Below are 22,443 nucleotides of genomic sequence, written 5' to 3' on the forward strand. Positions count from 1 at the left end.
TCGGTCGCCACTGACCCTCTCCCTGATCCGCAACCTCCGCAACTCGCTATCCACAGGCCTGTGGATAACCGTCAAAGCACCAGCTCGCCGTCGACGACGGTGGCCGTCTCGCCGCTCCACCGGTGCCGCGCCCAGCGGTCGTGCGTGACCACGACGACGGCCAGCCCGGAGGCGTCGACGGCGGTCTCCAGCTCCTCGACCAGCCCCAGCGACAGGTGGTTCGTCGGCTCGTCCAGCAGCAGCACCTGCGGCCGGCTCACCAGCAGCCTCGCCAGCGCCAACCGGCGCTGCTGGCCCACCGAGAGCCGCCCGACCGGCGTGTTCAGCGACGGCCCCGGCAGCAGGCCGAGCCCGGCCAGCTCCGCCTGGTACTCCCCCGCCGGTCCCGGCCGGCCGGCGGCGAACGCCTGCACCGCGGTCAGCGACGGATCCGGGAAGCTGCCGGTCTGCGGCAGCCAGCCGATCCGCAGCCGGCGCGGGCTGAGCACCCGGCCCGTCGCCGGTTCCAGGACACCGGCGAGCACGGCCAGCAGCGACGACTTCCCGGCGCCGTTGCGCCCGGTGATCAAGAGCCGGGTGTCGGCGGTGACGTCCAGCGCCGCTGCCTTGATCCGGCCCGGCACACAGACGTCGCGTGCCGCGATGAGCACGCCGGTGGGCGTCTGCGCGCCGAGGGCGGCGTCGAAGCGCAGCAGTCGCGGCGGCTTCGGGATGCGCAGCTCCTCCAGCCGGCGCAGCCGGTTCTCCGCGTCGCGCACGCGCCGGGCCACCGCCGCGTCGACCTTCTGGCTGAGGAAATGCGCCACGAACTTGTCGTTGTCGCGTCGGCCGCGGCCGTCGTGCCCGACCCGGCGGGCGTCCTGCTTGACGGCGGCACGGGCTTCGTCGACGTCATCGGACCAGGTGGTGTAGGCCTGCTCCCAGCGCACCCGGGCGGCCGCCTTGCCGGCCAGGTAGTCGGTGTAGGCGCCGGTGTAACGGGCCGGGCCGATCCGCGGGGTGCCGTCGCGCTGCACGGTCAGGACCGGGTCGAGATCCAGGATCGACGTGGCGACGCCGTCCAGGAACGCCCGGTCGTGCGAGACGGTGACGACGGCACCCCGGTACCCGCGCAGCGACTCCTCGAGGAAGGCGATCGCGTCGTCGTCCAGGTGGTTCGTCGGTTCGTCCAGTAGCAGCACGTCCGGGGCCTGGACCAGCGCCAGCGCCAGTGCCAGCCGGGAGCGCTGGCCACCGGACAGCGTGTCCACCGAACGGTCACCGACCACGTCGGCCAGGCCCAGCCCGGCCAGCGCCCGCGCGGCCCGCGCGTCGGCCGACCACCCGTCACGCAGCTCGTACTCCGCGAGCAGGTCGCCGTACTCGTCGAGCACCGACTGGTCACCGTCGGCCAGCCTGGCCTCGGCGGCGCGCATGCGCTGCTCCATGTCGCGGAACTCCGCGAGCGCGGCGTCCACGGCGGCGTCGACGGTCATGCCGTCCGGCAGGTCGGGCTCCTGGGTGAGATAGCCGAGACTGCCACGCCGCTCGACACTGCCGGAGTCCGGCGCCTCGACACCCGCGGAGAGCCGGAGCAGCGTGGACTTGCCGACGCCGTTCTCGCCGACGATGCCGAGCCGCTCCCCCGCGCCGGCGTCGTAGCTGACGCCGTCGAGGACCGGACGGCCACCGTAGGCGATGGACAGGGCGCGAACAGAAAGTAGAGACATGTGACGACCTCGACGAGGATCGATGGAAACCCGCCGGGTGCGCACACCTCAGGCCGCGGGCCGAGTCACATGTCAGATCACATCGCTGTCGATTGTAGCAGCGAAGGGTCTCAGGACTGCGGCGGCTCCGGTACGGCGTCGATGCCGGCCTCCTTGCGCTGCTGCGCGGTGATGGGCGCCGGCGCCGCCGTCAGCGGGTCGTAGCCGCCGCCGGTCTTCGGGAAGGCGATGACGTCACGGATGGAGTCCGAGCCGGCCAGCAGCGCGGCGACCCGGTCCCAGCCGAACGCGATCCCGCCGTGCGGCGGCGCGCCGTACTTGAACGCGTCGAGGAGGAACCCGAACTTCTCCTGGGCCTCGTCCGGCCCCAGACCCATGACCTGGAAGACGCGCTCCTGCACGTCGCGGCGGTGGATACGGATCGACCCGCCGCCGATCTCGTTGCCGTTGCAGACGATGTCGTAGGCATAGGCCAGTGCGTTGCCGGGGTCGGTGTCGAAGGTGTCGAGCCACTCCGGCTTGGGCGAGGTGAACGCGTGATGCACCGCCGTCCACGCCCCGGACCCGACGGCGACGTCGTCGGTCTCGGCGACCGGCTCGAACAGCGGCGAGTCGACCACCCAGGTGAACGCCCAGGCGGATTCGTCGATGAGGCCGGCGCGGCGGCCGATCTCGAGCCGGGCCGCGCCCAGCAGCGCCTGCGAGGACCGGCGCGGGCCGGCGGCGAAGAAGATCGCGTCACCGGAGACGGCGCCGGCCAGCTTCGGCAGCCCGGCCTTCTCGTCGTCGGACAGGTTCTTGGCCACCGGGCCGGACAGCTCGCCGTCGTTGCCGACCAGCACGTACGCCAGGCCGCGCGCACCGCGGGCCTTGGCCCAGTCCTGCCAGCCGTCGAGCTCCTTGCGGCTCTGCGACGCGCCGCCCGGGTACACGACGGCGCCGACGTACGGCGCCTGGAAGACGCGGAACCGGGTGTCGGCGAAGTGCTCGGTGACCTCGATCAGCTCCTGGCCGAAGCGCAGGTCAGGCTTGTCCGAGCCGAAGCGGTCCATCGCGTCGTGGTAGCTCATGCGCGGGATGGGCGTGGTGATCTCGTGCCCGACCAGCGCCCACAACGCCGTGACGACCCGCTCGGCGAGCGCGATGACGTCGTCTTGCTCGACGAAACTCATCTCGATGTCGAGCTGGGTGAACTCCGGCTGCCGGTCGGCGCGGAAGTCCTCGTCGCGGTAGCAGCGCGCGATCTGGAAGTACCGCTCCACCCCCGCCACCATGAGCAGCTGCTTGAACAGCTGCGGCGACTGCGGCAGGGCGTACCAGGATCCCGGCCGCAGCCGGGCGGGCACCACGAAGTCACGGGCCCCCTCCGGCGTGGAGCGCGTCAGCGTCGGCGTCTCGACCTCGACGAAGCCCTCGGCGAGCAGAACATCGCGGGCCGCGCGGTTGATGTCGCTGCGCAGCCGGATCGCCGCTGCCGGGCCGCTGCGGCGCAGGTCAAGGTAGCGGTACTTGAGCCGCACTTCCTCGCCGACGTCGACGTGCTCGTCGATCTGGAACGGCAGCGGCTCGGCCTCGCTGAGCACATCGACAGCGTCGGCCACCACCTCGATCTCACCGGTCGGCAGGGCGGGGTTCTCGTTGCCGGCCGGCCGCCGGTTCACCGTGCCGGTGACCTTGACGCAGAATTCGTTGCGCAGCCCGTGCGCGACCTCCTCGTCCCGCACCACCACCTGCGCCAGCCCCGACGCGTCGCGCAGATCCAGGAACGCCACTCCCCCGTGATCGCGGCGGCGGGCCACCCAGCCGGTGAGCGTGACGGTCTGGCCGGCGTGGCCGGCGCGCAGCGTGCCGGCCTCGTGGGTGCGGAGCACGGATGGTCCTCTCGGATCGTTCGGCGGGAGTCGCGCTACGGCCTAGCGCAACAGCAGCGATCCTATGTAACGCGCTCGCACGCACGCGAGGCGATTCCGTCGTCATCGACGATCCGTCACATCACGAGGTGATCGTGGGTCGAAGATCGGGCGGCGCAGGGTCAGAAGAGGGTGTCTTGGGCGGCGAACGGGCCGGCGGCGGGCGCGTCGTCGGCGACGGTGAGACGGGTGCCCCAGCGGCGCCGGCGCAGCGGGGTGGCGCGGTCGTCCGGCTCGTCGTCGCGTGGCTGGAGGCGGTGCCGGCTCAGCAAGGGCTGCATCCGGTCGCGGAGCCACTCGCGGTAGCGCTGGTCGGCGTAGGCGCCGCGGCGGTAGAGGCGCTGGTAGGTCGGCACGAGGTCGGGCCGCTCGGTACCGAGCCAGCGCAGGTACCACTCGCGGGCGCCGGGCCGCAGATGCAGCGGGATGTGGCTGATGCCGGTGGCGCCGGCCTCTGCGACGGCGGCGACCAGCGCGGACAGGTGCTCCTCGGAATCGGTCAGCGCGGGCAGGACCGGCGCGATCAGCACCGTGCACGGCAGCCCGGCCGCGCGCACCGCGCGGATGAGGTCGAGCCGGGCGCGGGGCGTGGGCGTGCCGGGCTCGACCGACCGGTGCAGGCCCTCGTCGAGCAGGGCGAGCGACACGCCGACGCCGACCTCGACGTCCTGGGCGGCGCGCGTCAGCAGCGGCAGGTCGCGGCGCAGCAGGGTGCCCTTCGTGAGGATGCTGAACGACGTGCCGGAGCCGGTCAGCGCCTCGATGACGCCGGGCATGAGCCGATAACGGCCCTCGGCCCGCTGGTACGGGTCGGTGTTGGTGCCCATGGCGACGTGCTCGCGGCTCCACGACCGCCGCGCCACCTCGCGACGCAGGACATCGGCGAGGTTGACCTTGACCACGACCTGGCGGTTGAAGTCGTCACCCGCATCGAGGTCGAGGTAGGTGTGGGTGTTGCGGGCGAAGCAGTTGTGGCTCACCACGCCGTGTGCGATGAAGTCGCCGGTGCCGGTGGTGAGGTCGTACATCGGCAGCGTGGCGTCCATGGGCCGGATGTAGCTGACGATGAACCGCTCGTGCCCGCGCACCACCGCACCGACGATCCCGCGGCGCATACCGACCAGCTGGTCGGCGGTGGTCAGGTACGGCCGGGACGCCTCCCCCTCCTCGGCCGGCGCCACGTGCTTCCAGCCGTCGATGGTCAGGAAACGGTGGTCGCCGCTGGCGACGATGGACGTGCCGCCGTCGAGCTCCACCCGGAACGCCGCCTTGGACGTACGCCAGTGGTCGAGCACCTCGGTACGGACCAGCCGCCGGCTCAGGCCGTCGGTGCGGGTGCCGAGCACGTGGTCGCCCACCCGCACCCGGGACAGAGGGACGACGCTGCCGTCGGCCATGGTGATGGGTGCGTGGCCGGACAGGCAGTAGGCGCAGGCGTGGCTGCACCCGCGGTACGGGTTGACCGTCCACCGGAACGGCATCTGCGACGCGGCCGGCACCTTGTTCAGCGCCGACCGCGCCATCACCTCGTGGAACGTGATGCCCTCGAACTCCGGGGTGCGCACGCTGCGCACCAGGCCGGCGATGCGCTGGAGGCCGGGCAGCGCCGCACCGTCGGTGACGGCGAGTTCCTGTCCTTCCCAACGCATGCCTCAACTCGAACACATGTTCGGCTACGTTGTCAATGCCATGACATGATGGGACGCACATGGACACCGCCGACTCTCCCACCGCCGCCGAATCCGGCGCCGTCCACCGTGTCACCGCGCTCAGCCACCAGCTCGTCGAGGTCCACCTGTGGCTGCGCGACCAGCTCGACCTCCTGCGCTCCGACCCCGTCCCAGCACTCGGCGGACCGGCGGACGCCAGCCCGGCGGACGTCCCACCGGACCCAGCCGCCACGCTGCGCGCGCACTGCCTGAGCTTCTGCGCCGCGGTCGACCGTCACCACGGCAGCGAGGACACCGCTGTGTTCCCGGCGCTGGCCGACCGCGAGCCGCGCCTGCGCCCGGTGCTGGACCAGCTCGCCCACGACCACGTGATCGTGGCGGCCATCCTGGAGCGGGTGGCCGAGCTCGCGTCCCGGCTCCACGACGACCCGGCCACCAGGACCAGCGATATCCGCGGCGAGCTCGACGGGCTGGCCGTCATCCTCGAGTCGCACTTCCGCTACGAGGAGAGGACGATCACCGACGCGCTGGACCAGCTCGGCCGCGACGGCACGCTCGGCCCGGCCGCCTTCGACCCCCGCGTCAGGCCAGCAGCACCCTGAGGTGCTCGACCAGGCGGTCCAGTGCGACCGGCTCCTGCTCACCGGACCCGAGGTCCTTGACCTGGGCGACGCCCTGCTCGAGATCGCGCGAACCGATCACGACGGCGTAGCGGGCGCCGCTGCGGTCCGCGGCCTTCATCGAGCCCTTGAGGCCCCGGCCACCCGTGGCCACATCGGCCGCGACGCCGGCCCGTCGCAGCGCCGTCACCAGCCCGAACGCGCGCCGGGCTGCGTCGTCGCCGAGCGGCACCGCGAAGACGTCGACACCGACCCGGCCGGGTAGGGGCAGGCCCTCGGCCTGCATGGCCAGCAGTGTCCGGTCCGCGCCGAGGGCCCAGCCCACGCCGGGCAGCCGCGGGCCGCCGAGCAGCTCGGACAGCCCGTCGTAGCGGCCACCGCCGCCGACCGCGGACTGTGCGCCGAGCCCGTCGTGCACGAACTCGAACAGCGTGCGGGTGTAGTAGTCCAGCCCGCGCACCAGCCGTGGATCGTCGATGAAGTCGACCGCGGCGTCGGCCAGCAGGGACCGCACCGTCTCGTGGTGCTCACGGTCGCCTGATGACAAGTAGTCGGTGATGACCGGCGCCTGCGCCAACGCCTTCTGGATCTCCGGCCGCTTGTCGTCGAGCACGCGCAGCGGGTTGAGCTCCACCCGCCGGCGGGTCTCCTCGTCGAGGTCGAGCGTGCGCAGGTACTCCTGCAGGGCGGCCCGGTAGGCCGGGCGGGACTCGCTGGAGCCCAAGGAGTTGAGCAGCACCCGCACGCCGGACAGCCCGAGCGAGCGGTAGGCGTCGACCGCCAGCACGATGAGCTCGGCATCGCTGGCCGGGTCCTCGGTGCCCAGGATCTCGGCGCCGACCTGCGAGAAGTGCCGGTAGCGGCCCTTCTGCGGCCGCTCGTAGCGGTAGTAGGAGCCGGAGTACCAGAGCTTGACCGGCAGCGCGCCGCGGTGCAGGCCGTTCTCCAGGACCGCGCGCAGCACCGGCGCGGTGCCCTCCGGCCGCAGCGTGACGTCGTCGCCGCCGCGGGTCGTGAAGGAGTACATCTCCTTGGTGACGATGTCGGTCGACTCGCCGACGCCGCGGGCGAAGAGCCTGGTCTCCTCGAAGCTCGGCGTCTCGACGTAGCCGTAGCCGGAGGCCCGCAGCGGCGCGGCCATGGCGTCGCGGACGGCGAGCATCGCCTCGCCGCGCGGCGGCACGAGGTCGAAGGTGCCCCGAGGGGCACGGAAGATCGGTTGGTTCACTCAGAGTCCTCGAAGATACGGGTTGGTGGCACGCTCTCGGCCGAGGGTCGACGACTCGCCGTGTCCGGGCAGGACGGTGGTGGCGTCGGGCAGCCCGCCGGCGGCTTCGGGACGGGCCAGAAGCTCCCGGGTGCGCCTCATCAGCGTGTCGTCGCCGCCGGGCAAATCGGTCCGGCCGATGGTGCCGGCGAACAGGACGTCCCCGGTGAAGCAGAGGGGCGCCGATGGCATCGGGGCCGACCCCGGCGCTTCTAGCAGATTCGTGCTCGGGACGAGGTACAGCGTCGACCCCTCGGTATGGCCAGGTGCGTGGATGGCGCGCAGCTCGATGCCGGCCAGGTGCAGGTCCACCTGGTCGCCGGTGAACGGGCGAACGTCGGACGGCGCGACCCAGCCCGTCGCGAGCCCGGCGAACTGTGTCGCCAGCTGTGGCCCGAGCGTCCCCACCGGGTCGCTGAGCCGGTACGCGTCGCGTTCGTGCAGGTAGACCGGCAGATCACGGCGCTGGCACAGCGGCGACAGGGTGAACGTGTGGTCGAGGTGCCCGTGGGTGACGAGGACACCCGCCGGCCGCAAGCCGCGCTCGTCGAGGACCTTCTCCAGCTGCTCGTCCACGCCGATGCCGGGGTCGACGACGACGCACTCGTCGCCGCCGTCGGGCGCCACGACGTAGCAGTTGGTGCCGAGTACGGGAGCGGCGATGGCGAGCACGAGCACTCCGGAAGGCTACCGGCGGCCCCATCATCGCCGCGAACTCGTTATCTGATTCCCGCCCTGTACTGCCTAGACTGTCCCCGCACAGCATGTGGAACGGGGGGCGCTCCGGCGTTCCCCTTCCTCGTTCAGCCGAACGGAGGGGATGGCTGGTGGCCCAGAACGCCAAGCGGCGTCGGCGTGAGCTCGCGCGGCAGAAGTACCTGCGCCAACAGGCCCGCCGGGTTGACAAGGCCAGGCGCAACCGCGCGGTCGGGCTCGTCGTCCTAGCGGTCGTGGTGGCGGCCGCACTGGTGGGTGGCACGCTGCTGATCTCGGGCGCGTTCGACGACGTCGGAGACGACACCGTCGCCGCCAGCAACGACACCAGCCCCGAGGCGACGCAGACCGCCGCGGCGGGAGCCTGCGAGTACCGCGCCAGCGGCACGGCGGCCGTTCCGGACCTCGGCACACCGCCGGTTCCCGTCGACTCCGCCACCCTGCCCACCACGGCGACGCTCACGCTCAACGGATCGCCGGTGACCATCCAGCTCGACGCCGCGGGTGCGCCGTGCACCGTCAACTCCCTGGCGTTCCTGGCTTCGGCGGGCTACTTCGACGCCACCACCTGCCACCGGCTCACCACGTCGGACACCTTGAAGGTGCTGCAGTGTGGCGACCCCACCGCCACCGGCTCCGGCGGGCCCGGCTACGAGTTCGACAACGAGAACACCGACGGCGCCACCTACCCGGCCGGTACCGTGGCGATGGCCAACTCGGGCGTGGACACCAACGGCAGCCAGTTCTTCCTGGTGTACGGCGATTCCCAGCTCCCGCCCGACTACACCGTTTTCGGCCAGATCACCAGCGGTCTGGACGTGATCACTGGACTCGCGGCCGACGGCACCGACAATGGACTCGAGGACGGCGCGCCGCTGGAACCGGTGACCATCGACGCCGTCGCCACAGCTGCCTGACCCCGGATGAGGACACCGTGACCAACACCACTGGTAGCCCTGAGCCCGTTCCCGGCACCGTCGCCGCCAACGAGTGGGGCCGCGTCGACGAGACCGGCGAGGTCTTCGTGCGCACGGCATCCGGCGAACGCAGCATCGGGTCGTGGCAGGTCGGCAAGCCCGAGGAGGCGCTGTCCTTCTTCAGCCGCAAGTTCGACGATCTCGTCGTCCAGGTCGACCTGCTCGAGCAGCGGCTGGAGTCCGGCGCCGCGGCGCCCGACGACACCGCGCAGGGCGTCTCCCGGGTGCGCGGGCAGCTCGCCGACGCCCACGCCATCGGCGACCTCGACACGCTCGCCTCCCGGCTCGACGCACTCGAGGCCCGAATCGCCGAGCGCCGCGCCGAGCGGCGGGCGGCCCGGGCTCAGGCGCAGCAGGAGGCCCGCGGCCGCAAGGAGCAGATCGCCGGCCAGGCCGAGGCCATCGCCGAGGGCAACGACTGGCGGGGCGGCGCCGACACGCTGCGCGGGCTGCTGGACGAGTGGAAGTCACTGCCGAGGCTGGACCGCGCCACCGACGACGAGCTGTGGCGGCGCTTCTCCTCCGCGCGGACGCACTACACCCGCCGGCGCAAGGCACACTTCGCCGAGCTGGCCGAGCGGCGCGACGAGGCACGCGTCATCAAGGAGCGCATCCTCGTCGAGGCCGAGGAGCTCAGCACCTCCACCGATTGGGGCCCTACGTCGCGCCGCTACCGCGAGCTGATGGCGCAGTGGAAGGCCGCCGGCCCGGCACCGCGCGGCGTCGAGGACGGCCTGTGGAAGAGGTTCCGGGCCGCTCAGGACACGTTCTTCGGCGCCCGGTCGGACAACCAGGCCCGCCGCGACGACGAGCAGCAGGCCAACCTGAAGGTCAAGGAGGCCATCCTGGTCGAGGCCGAGGCGCTGGTGCCGGTCACCGACTGGAAAGCCGCCCGGCAGGCGCTGCGGGCGCTGCAGGACCGCTGGGAGGAGGCCGGGCACGTCCCGCGCGACACCATGCGGTCGGTCGAGGGCCGGATGCGCCGGGTCGAGGACGCCATCCGCGAGGCCGAGCAGGCCGAGTGGCAGCGGTCCAACCCCGAGGCCCGAGCCCGCGCCGAAGCCACCGTCGCCCAGCTGGAGACGTCCATCGCCGACCTCGAGGCCAAGGCGGCCAAGGCCCGCGACGCCGGCAACGAGCGGGCACTGCGCGACGCCGAGGAGGCACTGGCGGCCCGGCGGTCATGGCTGGAGCAGGCCCAGCAGGCACTTGACGAGTTCACCAGTTGACGGGCCCCAGGAGGGCTGGGCACGACGAGGGCTAGTGCGGCGTGGGCGCCGGGATGCCGCTGGTGAGCCGGTAGGCGTCGAACACGCCCTCCACGCCGCGCACGGCCTTGAGCACGTGCCCGAGGTGCTTGGGGTCGGCCATCTCGAAGGTGAACCGGCTGGTCGCGATGCGGTCGGTGTTGGTGGACACCGTCGCGGACAGGATGTTCACGTGCTGGTCGGACAGCACGCGGGTGACGTCGGACAGCAGCCGTGCACGGTCCAGCGCCTCGACCTGGATGGCCACCAGGAACATGCTGTTGGCCGTCGGCGCCCACTCGACCTCGACCATGCGACCGTGCTGGCGGCGTAGGGAGTCGACGTTGACGCAGTCCTCGCGGTGCACCGAGACACCGGACCCGCGGGTGACGAAGCCGACGATGGAGTCGCCGGGCACCGGGGTGCAACAGCGGGCCAGCTTGACCCACACGTCCGAGACGCCCTTGACGACCACGCCGGGATCGCCGCCACTGCGCCGGCGCGGCCGGTCCGGTGTCGCGGCCTCGGCGACGTCCTCGGTGGTGCCCTCCTCGCCGCCGAGGATCTGCACCAGCTTCTGCACGATGCTCTGCGCGGAGACGTTGCCCTCGCCGACGGCCGCGTACAGCGCGGAGATGTCCGGGTAGCGCAGCTCGTCGGCGACGGCCTTGAGCGACTCCTGGCTCATCATGCGCTGCAGCGGGAGGTCCTGCTTGCGCATGGCCCGGGCGATGGCGTCCTTGCCGTGCTCGATGGCCTCCTCGCGGCGCTCCTTCGAGAACCACTGCTTGATCTTGTTGCGGGCCCGGGCGCTGGTGACGAACGTCAGCCAGTCGCGGCTGGGCCCGGCGCCTTGCGCCTTGGACGTGAACACCTCCACGACGTCGCCGTTGTCGAGGTTGGACTCCAGCGGCACCAGGCGGCCGTTGACCCGCGCGCCGATGGTGCGGTGGCCGATGTCGGTGTGCACGGCGTAGGCGAAGTCGACCGGCGTCGCCGCGGCCGGCAGTGCCACGACGTCGCCCTTCGGGGTGAAGACGAAGACCTCGTTGGACTCCATCTCGAACCGCAGCGACTCGAGGAACTCGCCGGGGTCCTCGGTCTCCTTCTGCCAGTCCAGCAGCTGGCGCAGCCACGTCATGTCGTTGACCGCGCCGTTGTCGCTGGAGCCGGCGTGCTTGTCGGTCTCGCGGCCGGCGTTGGAGTCTTCCTTGTACTTCCAGTGCGCGGCGATGCCGTACTCGGCCCGGCGGTGCATGGCGTGCGTGCGGATCTGCAGCTCGACGGGCTTGCCGCCCGGGCCGATGACCGTCGTGTGCAGCGACTGGTACATGTTGAACTTCGGCATCGCGATGAAGTCCTTGAACCGGCCCGGCACGGGGTTCCAGCGCGCGTGCACGATGCCCAGGACGGCGTAACAGTCGCGGACGGACTCCACCAGGACCCGGATGCCGACGAGGTCGTAGATGTCGGCGAAGTCGCGGCCGCGAACGATCATCTTCTGGTAGATCGAGTAGTAGTGCTTCGGCCGGCCGTAGACGCTCGCCTTGATCTTCGAGACCCGCAGGTCGCCCTGCACCTGGTCGATGACCGAGGCCAGGTAGTCGTCGCGCGACGGTGCCCGCTCGGCCACCAGCCGGACGATCTCGTCGTACACCTTGGGGTGCAGGGTGGCGAAGGAGAGGTCCTCGAGCTCCCACTTGATGGTGTTCATACCCAGCCGGTGCGCCAGCGGAGCGTAGATCTCCAGCGTCTCGTGCGCCTTGCGCCGGGCGGACTCCTTCGGCACGTAACGCCACGTGCGCGCGTTGTGCAGGCGGTCGGCCAGCTTGATGACCAGGACGCGGATGTCCTTGGCCATGGCAATGACCATCTTGCGGACGGTCTCGGCCTGCGCGGCCTGCCCGTACTTGACCTTGTCGAGCTTGGTGACGCCGTCGACGAGCATGGCGATCTCTTCGCCGAACTCCGTACGCAGCTGGTCCAGGCGGTACTCGGTGTCCTCCACGGTGTCGTGCAACAGGGCGGCGGCCAGTGTCGGCGGCGTCATGCCCAGCTCGGCGAGGATGGTGGCGACAGCCAGCGGATGGGTGATGTACGGGTCGCCACTCTTGCGCTTCTGCCCGCTGTGGGCACGCGCCGCGACGCGGTAGGCCCGCTCGATGATCTCCAGGTCGGCCTTGGGATGGTTGGCCTTGATGACGCGGAACAGCGGCTCGAGGGCGGGGTCGGACTGCTGCCGTTGGGCCGTCAGGCGCGCGAGTCTCGCCCGCACCCTGACCGGGGTCAGCGCGCCGGTGGTGACACTCTGCTCGGCCACAGGCCCCCTTTCATCCCGTGTGAAGGAGACAACACAGTCTAGACGGGGAGTGTTCCCCGCGGGTAACCATGCGTCATCCCTGCCGTGTCACGTCATCGTGGCCGGCGGCGGTCAGAGGGTGAGCAGCGCCTCGACCCGCACGTCGGCGAGCTTGTCACGCCCGTTCAGGAACCCCAGCTCCATGAGGACGCCGACACCCACGACGTCGGCGCCGGAGCCGCGCACGAGATCGACGGTGGCACGCACGGTGCCGCCGGTGGCGAGCACGTCGTCGACGATGAGCACCCGCTCCCCCGGCGTGAAAGCGTCGCGGTGCACCTCGATGGTGGCCTCGCCGTATTCCAGCTGGTAGCTGGCCGTGGACGTCTCCCACGGGAGCTTGCCCTGCTTGCGGATGGGCACGAAGCCGGCACCCAGCCGGTGCGCGACGGGCGCGCCGAGGATGAAACCGCGCGCCTCGATGCCGACGACGACGTCGACCTGCTCGCCCCCGATACCGGCCAGCAGCTCGGTGACGGTCCGGAACGCGGCGGGGTCACGCAGCAGCGGCGTGATGTCCTTGAACACCACGCCCGGCTCAGGCCAGTCGGGCACGTCCCTGATGCGGGAGAGCAGCAGGTGGCGATCGGAATCGGCGATGGTCACGGGTGGAGGGTACCGCGCCGGTGCACCGGCATCCGCGGCGGCTCAGCGGTTGTCGTCGCCGTTCGTCCGGTCCTCCCCCGGCAACACGGGCTCGTGCCTGGGCGCCTCGTCCTCCGCGGCCGCCGACGTCGCGGTGGTGGACGTGGTCGGCTCCTCGGACGGGATGACGTTGACGATGGCGCGGCGGACGTACCGGCTGTGCACGCCCGGCGCGACCTCGAGCACCACCTCGTCGTCCTCGATCGAAACGACAGTGGCGATGAGACCGGCGGTGGTCATGACCTTCGAGCCAGGCTGGACCGACTGCTGCAGTTCCGCCATCTGCCGACGTTGCCGCTGCTGCGGCCGGATCAGCAGGAAGTAGAAAACAGCGATCAGCAAGATCGGGAGCAGCAACGACGCAGCATCCATGGCGAACTACGAGATCCTTCCCAGCGCACCCCGACTGCGAGTACGCGTTCCTGACGGCGGCCGTTTGACCGCCGAAACTACGAGTCTACGACTGGATCGGCCTAGCTTAAGGGCCGTCGGCGGCCGAGAACAGGTCGGGCTCGCCGAACCCGCCTCCGAACGCCACGTCGCGCGGCACTGCCAGGCCCAGGTGGGTCCAGGCGGCCGGGGTGGCGACCCGCCCCCGAGGGGTGCGCGCCAGGAGGCCCGCGCGCACCAGGAACGGCTCGGCGACCTCCTCGACGGTCTCGCGCTCCTCGCCGACGGCGACGGCGAGCGTGCCCAGCCCCACCGGGCCGCCGGCGAAGTTGCGGCACAGCGCGGTCAGGACGGCGCGGTCCAGACGGTCCAGCCCGAGCTCGTCGACGGCGAACACGGTGAGCGCGGCGCGGGCGACCGCACCGCTGATGATGCTGTCGGCGCGGACCTCGGCGAAGTCGCGGACCCGCCGCAGCAGCCGGTTGGCGATGCGCGGGGTGCCCCGGGACCGCCCGGCGATCTCACGTGACCCGTCGCGGCGCAGTTCGACCTCGAGCAGCCCGGCCGAGCGCACCAGCACCCGCTCCAGCTCCGCCGGCTCGTAGAGCTCCAGGTGGCCGGTGAACCCGAACCGGTCGCGCAGCGGGCCGGGCAGCAGGCCGGTCCGGGTGGTCGCCCCGACCATCGTGAAATGCGGCAGGTCCAGCGGGATGGCGGTGGCACCGGGGCCCTTGCCGACGATGACGTCGACCCGGAAGTCCTCCATCGCCGTGTACAGCATCTCCTCCGCCGGTCGGGCCATCCGGTGGATCTCGTCGAAGAACAGCACGTCGCCCTCGGACACCGAGGACAGGATGGCCGCGAGGTCGCCGGCGTGCTGGATGGCCGGGCCACTGGTGATGCGCAGCGGCACCCCCATCTCGGCGGCGACGATCATCGCCAGCGTGGTTTTGCCGAGCCCCGGCGGCCCCGACAGCAGGATGTGGTCGGCGCTGCGGCCGCGCGCCTTGGCGGCGTCGAGGACCAGCGACAGCTGCTCGCGCAGCCGCTCCTGGCCGACGAACTCGGCCAGCGTACGCGGGCGCAGCGCGGCCTCGACGGTCCGTTCGTCCTGGTCGGCGTCGCCGCCCACCAGCCGGGTGAAGGATTCGTCGTCCGCGGGGATGCTCATGTCTTGGCCAGGGTACGCAGTGCCGACTTCAGCAGCGTGGCCACGTCGGGCTCACCGTCGGCCTGCGGCGCCACCGCCTCGATGGCACGGTCGGCCTCACGGGTGGACCAGCCCAGCCCCAGCAGCGCCTCGTGCACCTGCGTCTGCCAGTCGCCGCCGCCGGCCGACGACGGGGAGTGTCCCACCGCCCGCAGCGACGGGCCGCCCGCGAGCGCCCCCAGCTTGTCCTTGAGCTCGATGACGATGCGCTGGGCGCCCTTCTTGCCGATGCCCGGCACCTTCGTCAGCGCCACCAGGTCCTCGGTGGCCACGGCCCGGCGCAGGTCGTCCGGCGAGTGCACCGACAGCATGGCCTGCGCCAGCCGCGGCCCGACCCCGCTGGCGGTCTGCAGCAGCTCGAAGACCACGCGCTCGTCGTCGTCGGCGAACCCGTAGAGCGTGAGGGAGTCCTCGCGCACCACCAGGCTGGCCGCCAGCTGCGCGACATCGCCGAGCCGCAGCGTGGATGTCGTCGCCGGAGTGCAGTGCAGGGCCAGGCCGATGCCGCCGACGTCGAGCACCGCCTCGGTGGGCCGCAGCACCGCCACCTGGCCCCGGACGAACGAGATCACCGCCGCTCCCTTCCCGCCGCGGCCGCCGCTGCCTGCAGCCGGCGCTGCGCCGAGCCGCGCCACACCTGACAGATGGCCAGCGCCAGCGCATCGCTGGCGTCGGCCGGGCTGGGCCGCACGTCCAGCCGTAGCAGGCGCGTCACCATGGCCGCCACCTGGGCTTTGTCGGCCCGGCCGCTGCCGCTGACGGCCGCCTTGACCTCGCTCGGTGTGTGGGTGACGACGGGGATCCCGCGCCGCGCCGCGACGAGCGTCGCGACGCCGCTGGCCTGGGCGGTGCCCATGACGGTACGCACGTTGTGCTGGCTGAACACCCGCTCGACGGCGACGGTGTCGGGTGCGAACCGGTCGAGCCACTGCTCGATCGCGGCCTCGATGGCCAGCAGCCGGCCACCCAGCTCGTCCTGAGCGGACGTGCGCACCACATCGACGGCGACCAGGCTCAACGGGCGACCCGGCATGCCGTCGACCACGCCGAGGCCACACCGCGTCAGACCCGGATCGACCCCGAGAACCCGCATGGACCGCCCTTCGCCGAACACCAGTTCGGTGCCGACCCTACCGGCAGGGGGTCGATGAACCGGGAGGCGCGCCGCGGGGTCAATTGACCGCCTCCATTCACCTGGTCGGCCTCGACCTCGCCGCGACCTCCGGCACAGCTCGCCAGGGCTCGCCGTACCTCCGGCCGCCGCTCAGCCGACGGCCTCCATGACGTCGTCGGAGACGTCGAAATTGGCCCACACATTCTGCACGTCGTCGCTGTCCTCGAGGGCGTCGATGAGCCGGAAGATCTTCCGGGCGCCGTCCTCGTCCAGCGGCACGTTGACCGACGGCACGAACGAGGAGTCCGCGGAGTCGTAGTCGATGCCGGCCTGCTGGATCGCCGTGCGGACGGTGACCAGGTCGGCGGCCTCGCTGCGGATCTCGAAGGCCTCGCCGAGGTCTTCGACCTCCTCCGCGCCGGCGTCGAGCACGACCTCGAGCAGGTCGTCCTCGGTGACGGTGCGCCCGTCCTGGTTGCGCGGCACGACGACGACACCCTTGCGGTCGAACATGTACGACACCGAGCCGGGGTCGGCCATGGAGCCGCCGTTGCGGGTCATGGCGACCCGGACCTCCGACGCCGCCCGGTTACGGTTGTCGGTGAGGCACTCGATGAGCACGGCGACGCCGCCCGGGCCGTAGCCCTCGTACATGATGGTCTGGTACTCCGCGCCGCCGGCCTCGGCACCGGAGCCGCGCTTGACCGCGCGGTCGATGTTGTCGTTGGGCACCGACGCCTTCTTGGCCTTCTGGATGGCGTCGAACAGCGTCGGGTTGCCACCCGGGTCGCCGCCACCGACACGCGCGGCGACCTCGACGTTCTTGATGAGCTTCGCGAAGAGCTTGCCCCGCTTGGCGTCGACCAGAGCCTTCTTGTGTTTCGTGGTCGCCCACTTGGAGTGGCCGGACATGGCCCTCAAGCCTCCTTCACGATGTCGAGGAAGAGCGCGTGCACGCGCGCGTCGCCCGTCAGCTCCGGGTGGAACGACGTGGCCAGCAGCGGCCCCTGACGGACCGCGACGATCCTACCCGCGCTCGCGCCCGTCGCCACCCGCGCCAGCACGTCGACGCCGTCGCCGACCTTCTCCACCCACGGTGCCCGGATGAACACCGCCCGAAGCGGTGGCACCGTCGCACCGAGAGCCGGGAAGTCCAGATCGGCCTCGAAGGAGTCGACCTGGCGGCCGAAGGCGTTGCGCCGCACGGTGACGTCCATGCCGCCGATGGTCTCCTGCCCGGTGACGCCGCCCTCGATGCGGTCGGCGAGCATGATCATGCCGGCGCACGACCCGTAGGCGGGCATACCCGACGCCACCCGCTGGCGCAGCGGCTCGAGCAGGCCGAACGTGCGGGCCAGCCGCCACATGGTGGTGGACTCGCCGCCGGGGATGATCAGGGCGTCGACGCGGTCCAGCTCGCCCGGCGTGCGGACGGCGAGGGTGGCGGCGCCGAGGCCGGTCAACACCCGCTGGTGCTCGCGGACGTCGCCCTGCAGTGCGAGGACCCCCACGGTGGGCTGGGGCACGATGCGCCTTTCGTTCGGGACTGCCGACCTTCGATTTTACCGTCCGTGATGTCAATCGACGGCATGGGCGACGCCGTCCCATCCGGCGGCCAGCAGGCCGCGGACGATCTCCGGCAGAGCGGGCGGGTAGACCGGCTCCCCGACCGCGGCCAGCTCGTCGGCGGTGCACCAGCGCAGCTCGGTGACCGACGCCTGCTCGACGGGGGTCCAGCCGGTGGTGACCAGCGACTCCGCCTCCCCCGGCACCCGGGCGAAGAAGAGCACCTCGTCCTGGCGGTACGGGCGGCCCATGAAGCTGAACGTGGCGCTGCGGACGGCGACCGGACCGGCCAGGTCCGACGGGGCGAGCCGGACGCCGCTCTCCTCGAACAGCTCACGCACCGCGCCGGCCCGCTCGTCCTCGTCCGGCTCCAGCCCGCCGCCGGGCGTGATCCACCAGACGTGGTCCGGCTCGGCGGGATCGACGCCGCGCATCATCAGCACGCGCCCCGCGGCGTCGACGGCGATGACCCTGGCCGCCCGGCGGAACCAGACGCCGTCGTCGTCGCGCCACTCCCCCAGGTCGGAGGCGTCCTCCGTCGGCCGTGTCACCGCCCGGCGGTCACCAGCCCCGCTCAGCCAGCCGGTGCGGCTCCGGGACATCGGCGACGTTGATGCCGACCATGGCCTCGCCGAGGCCGCGGGACACCTTGGCCAGCGTGTCCGGGTCGTTGTAGAAGGTGGTCGCCTTGACGATGGCCTCCGCCCGCCGCGCCGGATCGCCGGACTTGAAGATGCCGGAGCCGACGAAGACGCCCTCGGCGCCCAGCTGCATCATCATGGCCGCGTCGGCCGGGGTGGCGATGCCGCCGGCGGTGAACAGCACCACCGGGAGCTTGCCGGCCTGGGCGACCTCGCGGACCAGCTCGTACGGTGCCTGCAGCTCCTTGGCCGCGACGTACAGCTCGTCCTCGGGCAGCGAGGCCAGGCGGGTGATCTGGTCGCGCAGCTGACGCATGTGGGTGGTGGCGTTCGAGACGTCGCCGGTGCCGGCCTCACCCTTGGAGCGGATCATGGCGGCACCCTCGGCGATGCGGCGCAGCGCCTCGCCCAGGTTGGTGGCGCCGCACACGAACGGCACCGTGAACTGCCACTTGTCGATGTGGTGCTCGTAGTCGGCCGGGGTCAGCACCTCGGACTCGTCGATGTAGTCCACACCCAGGCTCTGCAGCACCTGCGCCTCGACGAAGTGCCCGATGCGCGCCTTGGCCATGACCGGGATGGACACCGCGTCGATGATGCCGTCGATCAGGTCGGGGTCGCTCATACGGGCCACGCCGCCCTGGGCGCGGATGTCGGCCGGCACACGCTCGAGCGCCATGACGGCGACAGCGCCGGCGTCCTCGGCGATGCGAGCCTGCTCGGGCGTGACCACGTCCATGATCACGCCACCCTTGAGCATCTCGGCCATGCCACGCTTGACCCGGGCGGTACCGACGGTGGACTGCGTCTCTTCGGACACTGCTGCTGGACCTCGCGACTCGACGGGGTGATGGTCACGTCCATGGTACGTCCTCACCAGTGACACCCCCGAACGCGTTTCCGGCTTGCAATGAGCACCTCTATGCACCGGGGCGACATCACGAGGATTGTGTGTGCTTCACCATGCTTGTAAGCCTGGTGAAGCACGAGAACACCTGGTGATCCCCCACCGGCGAGCGCCACTCAGCTGGCGGTCTCCAGACCGTGCGGGACGCGGTCGTCGAGCTCGACGGTCTCGGGCATCGGCGCGTAGCCGGCCAGTCGCAGCCAGCGCACCAGTGCCTTGCGCCGCAGCCGGGTGGCGCCGCGCACCAGCTCGTTGTGGAAGCGCCGGGCGTGCGCGGCCCGGCGGCAGGACATCGCCAGCTCGTCGAGGGCGGCCGCGGCGCCGGGGTCCTCGCGCAGCGGCGCGAGGTCGTCCGGGTCGTCCAGGGCGGCGACGAGCACCGCCGTCAGGTCGCTCTCGGCCTGGTACCGGTCCGAGTCGTCAGCGGTGCGCGCCCGCGAGGCCGCGTCGGCCAGCACGACGGAGGTCGCCGGGTCGAGCAGGCCGGCGGTCGCCAGGTCGAGCACCGAACCGGAGCGGCGCAGGAACTCCGCGTCGAGCACGGCCCGGGAGGCGTCGAGGCGGGCGTGCCGGCGGTCGAGCCGGCCGGCGGTCCAGGACAGGTAGACGCCGAGCGCGGCCAGCACAGCGATGGTGATGAACACCCATTCCACGAGGTCAGGTCCCCTTACAGCCGAGGTAGCCGGAACGTGTGCCGGCCGGCGCCGCCGGCGCCCACGGCGATGGCCATCTCGTAGACGGCCAGGATCTCGTCGGTCACGCGGGACCAGTCGTAGCGGCGCACACCGGTGGTGGCTGCCTCACGGTAGAGCTGCCGCCGGCCGGGGTCGCCGAGCAGTGCGATCGCCTCGGCCGCGAGTGCGTCGGCGTCGCCCACCGGCACGAGGGAGCCCAGCCGTCCGCCGTCGAGCACCGTCCGGAACGCCTCGAGCTCGCTGGCCAGCACCGGCGCGCCGGCTGCCATCGCCTCGGCCAGGACGATGCCGAAGGACTCGCCGCCGATGTGCGGTGCGACGTAGATGTCGCTGCTGGCCAGCATCGCGGCCTTGTCCTCGTCGCTGACGCCGCCGAGGAACTGGACCGCGTCGCGGTGCCGGGGGTCGATACCGCGGCGGATCTCGTCGATCTCGCCGCGCCCGGCGACCAGCAGGCGCGCCTTCGGGAACGCGTCGTGGACGGCCGGCCAGGCAGCGAGCAGCACCTGCAGGCCCTTGCGCGGCTCGTCGAGCCGGCCGAGGAAGGACAGCGTGCCGTCCGGGGAGAACCACTCCTGCCGGCGCGGTACCGCGAACCGGTCGACGTACAGGCCGTTCGGGATGAGCACGGCGTCGCCGCCGAGGTGCTGCACGACGGTGCGCCGAGCCTCTTCGGACACCGCGATGTGCGCGGTGAACTTCTCGAAGGCCGACTTCAGGATGCCCTGTGCCGCGCTCATGGCCCGCGACCGGCGCATCGCCGAATGCGAGGTCGCGACGACGGGCACCTCCGCCCACCACGTAGTGATCAGGCCGAGGCTCAGCGAGGCCGGCTCGTGCACGTGGACGACGTCGAACTCGCCGTCGAGCAGCCAGCGCCGGACCCGCGCGGCGATCCGCGGGCCGAACGCCACCCTGGCGACGGAGCCGTTGTACGGGATGGAGACCGGCCGGCCGACGGTGACGACGTACGGCGGGAGGTCGTCATCGTCGTCGCCGGGTGCCAGCACCGAGACGGTGTGGCCGCGCCGGGTCAGCTCCTCGGTGAAGTCGCGGATGTGCACCTGAACGCCGCCCGGGACGTCCCAGGAGTACGGGCAGGCGATGCCGACGTTCATGGCATCACCGGCTGGGCGCGCCGGGGGTCGTTGGCGTCGAGGTCGGCGAGGAACATGCGCTGGGTCATGTGCCAGTCCTCGGGGTTGCGGGCGATGCCGGACTCGAAGGCGTCGGCGATGCGCTGGGTCATGGTGGCCAGCCGGTCGCCGCGCTCCTCCGGCACCCCGATCTGCTCGTGGAACGTGACGACCAGGCCATGGTTGGGCTCGCGGCCCTCGTAGGCGAGCGTCGCGGGGATCAGGGCGGCGCCGGTGCGCATCGCGAGCATGGCGCTGCCGGCGGGCATCCGGGTGGGCTCGCCGAACAGCGTGACCGGGATGCCGCGCCGGGACAGGTCGCGCTCGGCCGGCAGGCACACCAGGCCGCCGCGGCGCAGGTGGTCGGCGAGCTCGCCCATGACGGCGTCGCCGCCGAGCGGATGGACGGTCATACCGAGGGCCTCGCGGTAGGTGACGAAGCGCTCGTAGAGCTTCTCCGGGCGCAGCCGCTCGGCGACCGTCGCCAGCGGCGCACCGGTCAGGCAGGCCCAGGCGCCGGCCCAGTCCCAGTTGCCCATGTGCGGCAGCGCGACGACGACGCCCCGTCCGGCGTCCAGTGCGGCCCGGAAGCGGTCCTCGTTGACGGTGCGGACGCGCTGGATGATGCGCTCGTGGCTCCACTCCGACATCCGGAACGCGTCGCACCAGTACCGCATGTACGAGCGCGCGCCGAGCCGGGTGAGCTCGCGCAGCTCGTCGGGGTCGAACTTGCCCACCCGCGCGAGATTCAGCTCCAGCCGCTGTACCGACGGGCTGCGGCGGCGCCAGGACAGGTCGGCGATGGCTTTGAACGTCCGGTACGCCGTCCTTTCGGGCATGTTCTGCACTGCCGTCCAGCCGGAGCTGTACAGCCACAGCTGCCGCTGTTCACTGAACGTGCTCACTCCCGTGCCGCCTGCCGCCTGACCTCGCGAACGCGGTGCCACACGGTCCACGCGCTCGCTGCCGCCAACAGCCAGAGTAGGACCTCCAGCACGGCGATCGGCAGGTCGAACAGACCGACGAGCCCGGTGATGACGAGGATGGCGACGAGCCGGTCGGCGCGCTCGGCGATGCCGCCTCCCGCCTGGTAGCCGAGACTCTCCGCACGTGCCTTGGCGTAGGACACGACGGCGCCCAGGGTCAGGCAGGTGATCAGCAGCGCCGTCATCCTCAGGTTGTCGCCGCGACCGGCGAACCACATGGCCAGGCCGCCGAAGATGGCGGCGTCGCCGAAGCGGTCGAGGGTCGAGTCCAGGAACGCGCCCCAGCCGCTCTTGCGGCCGGACAGCCTGGCCATGATGCCGTCGATGTTGTCGAAGAAGACGAAGGCGGTGATGAACAGCGTCCCCCACAGGAACTCCCCGCGCGGGTAGAACGCGACGGCGCCGGTGACCACGCCGAGCGTGCCGATCACCGTCACCGCGTCGGGTCCCAGGCCCAGTCGCAGGAGGCCGCGCGCGGCCGGCGTGAGGATGCGGGTCGAGTAGACCCGCGTGTACTTGTCGAGCATCGCCCGTCCGTTCGACTCCGAAGTGTCCACGACCGGCTGGCTGAAACAAGCAGCACCCGGCGCCGCCATGCTACTGATGTTGTTGCCAAGGGCCTTGCGCATCCACGCTTCGCGCACCAAAGTGGCCATCACCACATCACCCAACGCGGCGGC

At 71.7% G+C, this 22,443-nt stretch carries 22 protein-coding genes; 3 read left to right on the forward strand and 19 right to left on the reverse strand.

Annotation, left to right across the window (positions count from 1 at the left end):
• Positions 1 to 71: 71 nt before the first annotated feature.
• From E1269_RS16755 to E1269_RS32945, 3 genes are all read right to left on the reverse strand, one after another.
• Positions 72 to 1,709 (reverse strand): ABC-F family ATP-binding cassette domain-containing protein, encoded by a 1,638-nt coding sequence (locus tag E1269_RS16755; protein ID WP_131896540.1) that lies wholly within the window; start codon positions 1,707 to 1,709, stop codon positions 72 to 74.
• 110 nt (positions 1,710 to 1,819) lie between these two features.
• Positions 1,820 to 3,580, reverse strand: coding sequence for an aspartate--tRNA ligase (gene aspS / locus E1269_RS16760; RefSeq protein WP_131896542.1), 1,761 nt, complete (start codon positions 3,578 to 3,580; stop codon positions 1,820 to 1,822).
• A gap of 161 nt (positions 3,581 to 3,741) precedes the next feature.
• Positions 3,742 to 5,268 (reverse strand): Rv2578c family radical SAM protein, encoded by a 1,527-nt coding sequence (locus E1269_RS32945; RefSeq protein WP_203433765.1) that lies wholly within the window; start codon positions 5,266 to 5,268, stop codon positions 3,742 to 3,744.
• Between the two features lie 59 nt (positions 5,269 to 5,327).
• Between E1269_RS32945 and E1269_RS16770 the strand changes: the two genes are divergently transcribed.
• Positions 5,328 to 5,891 carry a hemerythrin domain-containing protein gene (locus E1269_RS16770; protein WP_131896544.1) on the forward strand — a complete coding sequence of 188 codons (564 nt, stop codon included), beginning with the start codon at positions 5,328 to 5,330 and terminating at the stop codon, positions 5,889 to 5,891.
• Here E1269_RS16770 and hisS read toward each other — a convergent pair.
• Both hisS and E1269_RS16780 read right to left on the reverse strand, forming a co-directional pair.
• Positions 5,872 to 7,071 carry a histidine--tRNA ligase gene (gene hisS / locus E1269_RS16775; protein WP_420810647.1) on the reverse strand — a complete coding sequence of 400 codons (1,200 nt, stop codon included), beginning with the start codon at positions 7,069 to 7,071 and terminating at the stop codon, positions 5,872 to 5,874. The two genes, E1269_RS16770 and hisS, sit on opposite strands and share 20 nt — an antisense overlap.
• A 66-nt stretch (positions 7,072 to 7,137) precedes the next feature.
• A complete protein-coding gene (locus E1269_RS16780; RefSeq protein WP_131896548.1) occupies positions 7,138 to 7,854 on the reverse strand; it encodes an MBL fold metallo-hydrolase in 717 nt (238 codons plus the stop codon).
• 149 nt (positions 7,855 to 8,003) lie between these two features.
• On the opposite strand from E1269_RS16780, the gene E1269_RS16785 reads away from it, so the two are divergent.
• Both E1269_RS16785 and E1269_RS16790 read left to right on the forward strand, forming a co-directional pair.
• A complete protein-coding gene (locus tag E1269_RS16785) occupies positions 8,004 to 8,807 on the forward strand; it encodes a peptidylprolyl isomerase (protein ID WP_239000928.1) in 804 nt (267 codons plus the stop codon).
• 17 nt (positions 8,808 to 8,824) lie between these two features.
• Positions 8,825 to 10,096 carry a DUF349 domain-containing protein gene (locus E1269_RS16790; RefSeq protein ID WP_131896552.1) on the forward strand — a complete coding sequence of 424 codons (1,272 nt, stop codon included), beginning with the start codon at positions 8,825 to 8,827 and terminating at the stop codon, positions 10,094 to 10,096.
• A gap of 31 nt (positions 10,097 to 10,127) precedes the next feature.
• On the opposite strand, the gene E1269_RS16795 is transcribed toward E1269_RS16790, so the two are convergent.
• The 14 genes from E1269_RS16795 to pgsA all read right to left on the reverse strand — a co-directional run bounded on the left by E1269_RS16795 (position 10,128) and on the right by pgsA (position 22,290).
• Positions 10,128 to 12,434, reverse strand: a complete 2,307-nt coding sequence (locus E1269_RS16795) for a RelA/SpoT family protein (protein WP_131896554.1) — start codon at positions 12,432 to 12,434, stop codon at positions 10,128 to 10,130.
• A 111-nt stretch (positions 12,435 to 12,545) separates the two neighbouring features.
• Positions 12,546 to 13,073, reverse strand: a complete 528-nt coding sequence (locus E1269_RS16800) for an adenine phosphoribosyltransferase (protein WP_131896673.1) — start codon at positions 13,071 to 13,073, stop codon at positions 12,546 to 12,548.
• A gap of 48 nt (positions 13,074 to 13,121) precedes the next feature.
• Positions 13,122 to 13,490, reverse strand: coding sequence for a preprotein translocase subunit YajC (yajC, locus tag E1269_RS16805; protein ID WP_131896556.1), 369 nt, complete (start codon positions 13,488 to 13,490; stop codon positions 13,122 to 13,124).
• 106 nt (positions 13,491 to 13,596) lie between these two features.
• Entirely contained in the window at positions 13,597 to 14,679 is a 1,083-nt protein-coding gene (ruvB, locus tag E1269_RS16810) for a Holliday junction branch migration DNA helicase RuvB (protein WP_131896558.1), read from the reverse strand.
• Positions 14,676 to 15,290, reverse strand: a complete 615-nt coding sequence (gene ruvA / locus E1269_RS16815) for a Holliday junction branch migration protein RuvA (protein WP_131896560.1) — start codon at positions 15,288 to 15,290, stop codon at positions 14,676 to 14,678. The genes ruvB and ruvA overlap by 4 nt, the downstream gene beginning before the upstream one ends.
• The gene (gene ruvC / locus E1269_RS16820) at positions 15,287 to 15,811 is read right to left on the reverse strand and encodes a crossover junction endodeoxyribonuclease RuvC (protein ID WP_131896562.1); all 525 of its coding nucleotides are present in this window, start codon (positions 15,809 to 15,811) and stop codon (positions 15,287 to 15,289) included. The genes ruvA and ruvC overlap by 4 nt, the downstream gene beginning before the upstream one ends.
• A 171-nt stretch (positions 15,812 to 15,982) precedes the next feature.
• Complete coding sequence (locus tag E1269_RS16825; protein ID WP_131896564.1) at positions 15,983 to 16,744, reverse strand: YebC/PmpR family DNA-binding transcriptional regulator; 762 nt, start codon at positions 16,742 to 16,744, stop codon at positions 15,983 to 15,985.
• A 5-nt stretch (positions 16,745 to 16,749) separates the two neighbouring features.
• Positions 16,750 to 17,361 (reverse strand): pyridoxal 5'-phosphate synthase glutaminase subunit PdxT, encoded by a 612-nt coding sequence (gene pdxT / locus E1269_RS16830; protein ID WP_131896566.1) that lies wholly within the window; start codon positions 17,359 to 17,361, stop codon positions 16,750 to 16,752.
• 48 nt (positions 17,362 to 17,409) lie between these two features.
• On the reverse strand, positions 17,410 to 17,949 hold the full coding sequence (locus E1269_RS16835; protein WP_162606459.1) for an NUDIX hydrolase: 540 nt from the start codon (positions 17,947 to 17,949) through the stop codon (positions 17,410 to 17,412).
• Between the two features lie 10 nt (positions 17,950 to 17,959).
• Entirely contained in the window at positions 17,960 to 18,859 is a 900-nt protein-coding gene (gene pdxS, locus E1269_RS16840; RefSeq protein WP_131896570.1) for a pyridoxal 5'-phosphate synthase lyase subunit PdxS, read from the reverse strand.
• A 203-nt stretch (positions 18,860 to 19,062) separates the two neighbouring features.
• Positions 19,063 to 19,599, reverse strand: a complete 537-nt coding sequence (locus E1269_RS16845) for a hypothetical protein (protein ID WP_131896572.1) — start codon at positions 19,597 to 19,599, stop codon at positions 19,063 to 19,065.
• Between the two features lie 14 nt (positions 19,600 to 19,613).
• Positions 19,614 to 20,759 (reverse strand): glycosyltransferase family 4 protein, encoded by a 1,146-nt coding sequence (locus tag E1269_RS16850; protein ID WP_131896574.1) that lies wholly within the window; start codon positions 20,757 to 20,759, stop codon positions 19,614 to 19,616.
• The gene (locus tag E1269_RS16855; protein WP_131896576.1) at positions 20,756 to 21,682 is read right to left on the reverse strand and encodes a phosphatidylinositol mannoside acyltransferase; all 927 of its coding nucleotides are present in this window, start codon (positions 21,680 to 21,682) and stop codon (positions 20,756 to 20,758) included. The genes E1269_RS16850 and E1269_RS16855 overlap by 4 nt, the downstream gene beginning before the upstream one ends.
• Positions 21,679 to 22,290 carry a phosphatidylinositol phosphate synthase gene (gene pgsA, locus E1269_RS16860; RefSeq protein ID WP_131896675.1) on the reverse strand — a complete coding sequence of 204 codons (612 nt, stop codon included), beginning with the start codon at positions 22,288 to 22,290 and terminating at the stop codon, positions 21,679 to 21,681. The genes E1269_RS16855 and pgsA overlap by 4 nt, the downstream gene beginning before the upstream one ends.
• Between the last annotated feature and the right edge of the window lie 153 nt (positions 22,291 to 22,443).

The sequence above is a fragment of the Jiangella asiatica genome, assembly GCF_004349065.1.
GTDB lineage: Bacteria > Actinomycetota > Actinomycetes > Jiangellales > Jiangellaceae > Jiangella > Jiangella asiatica.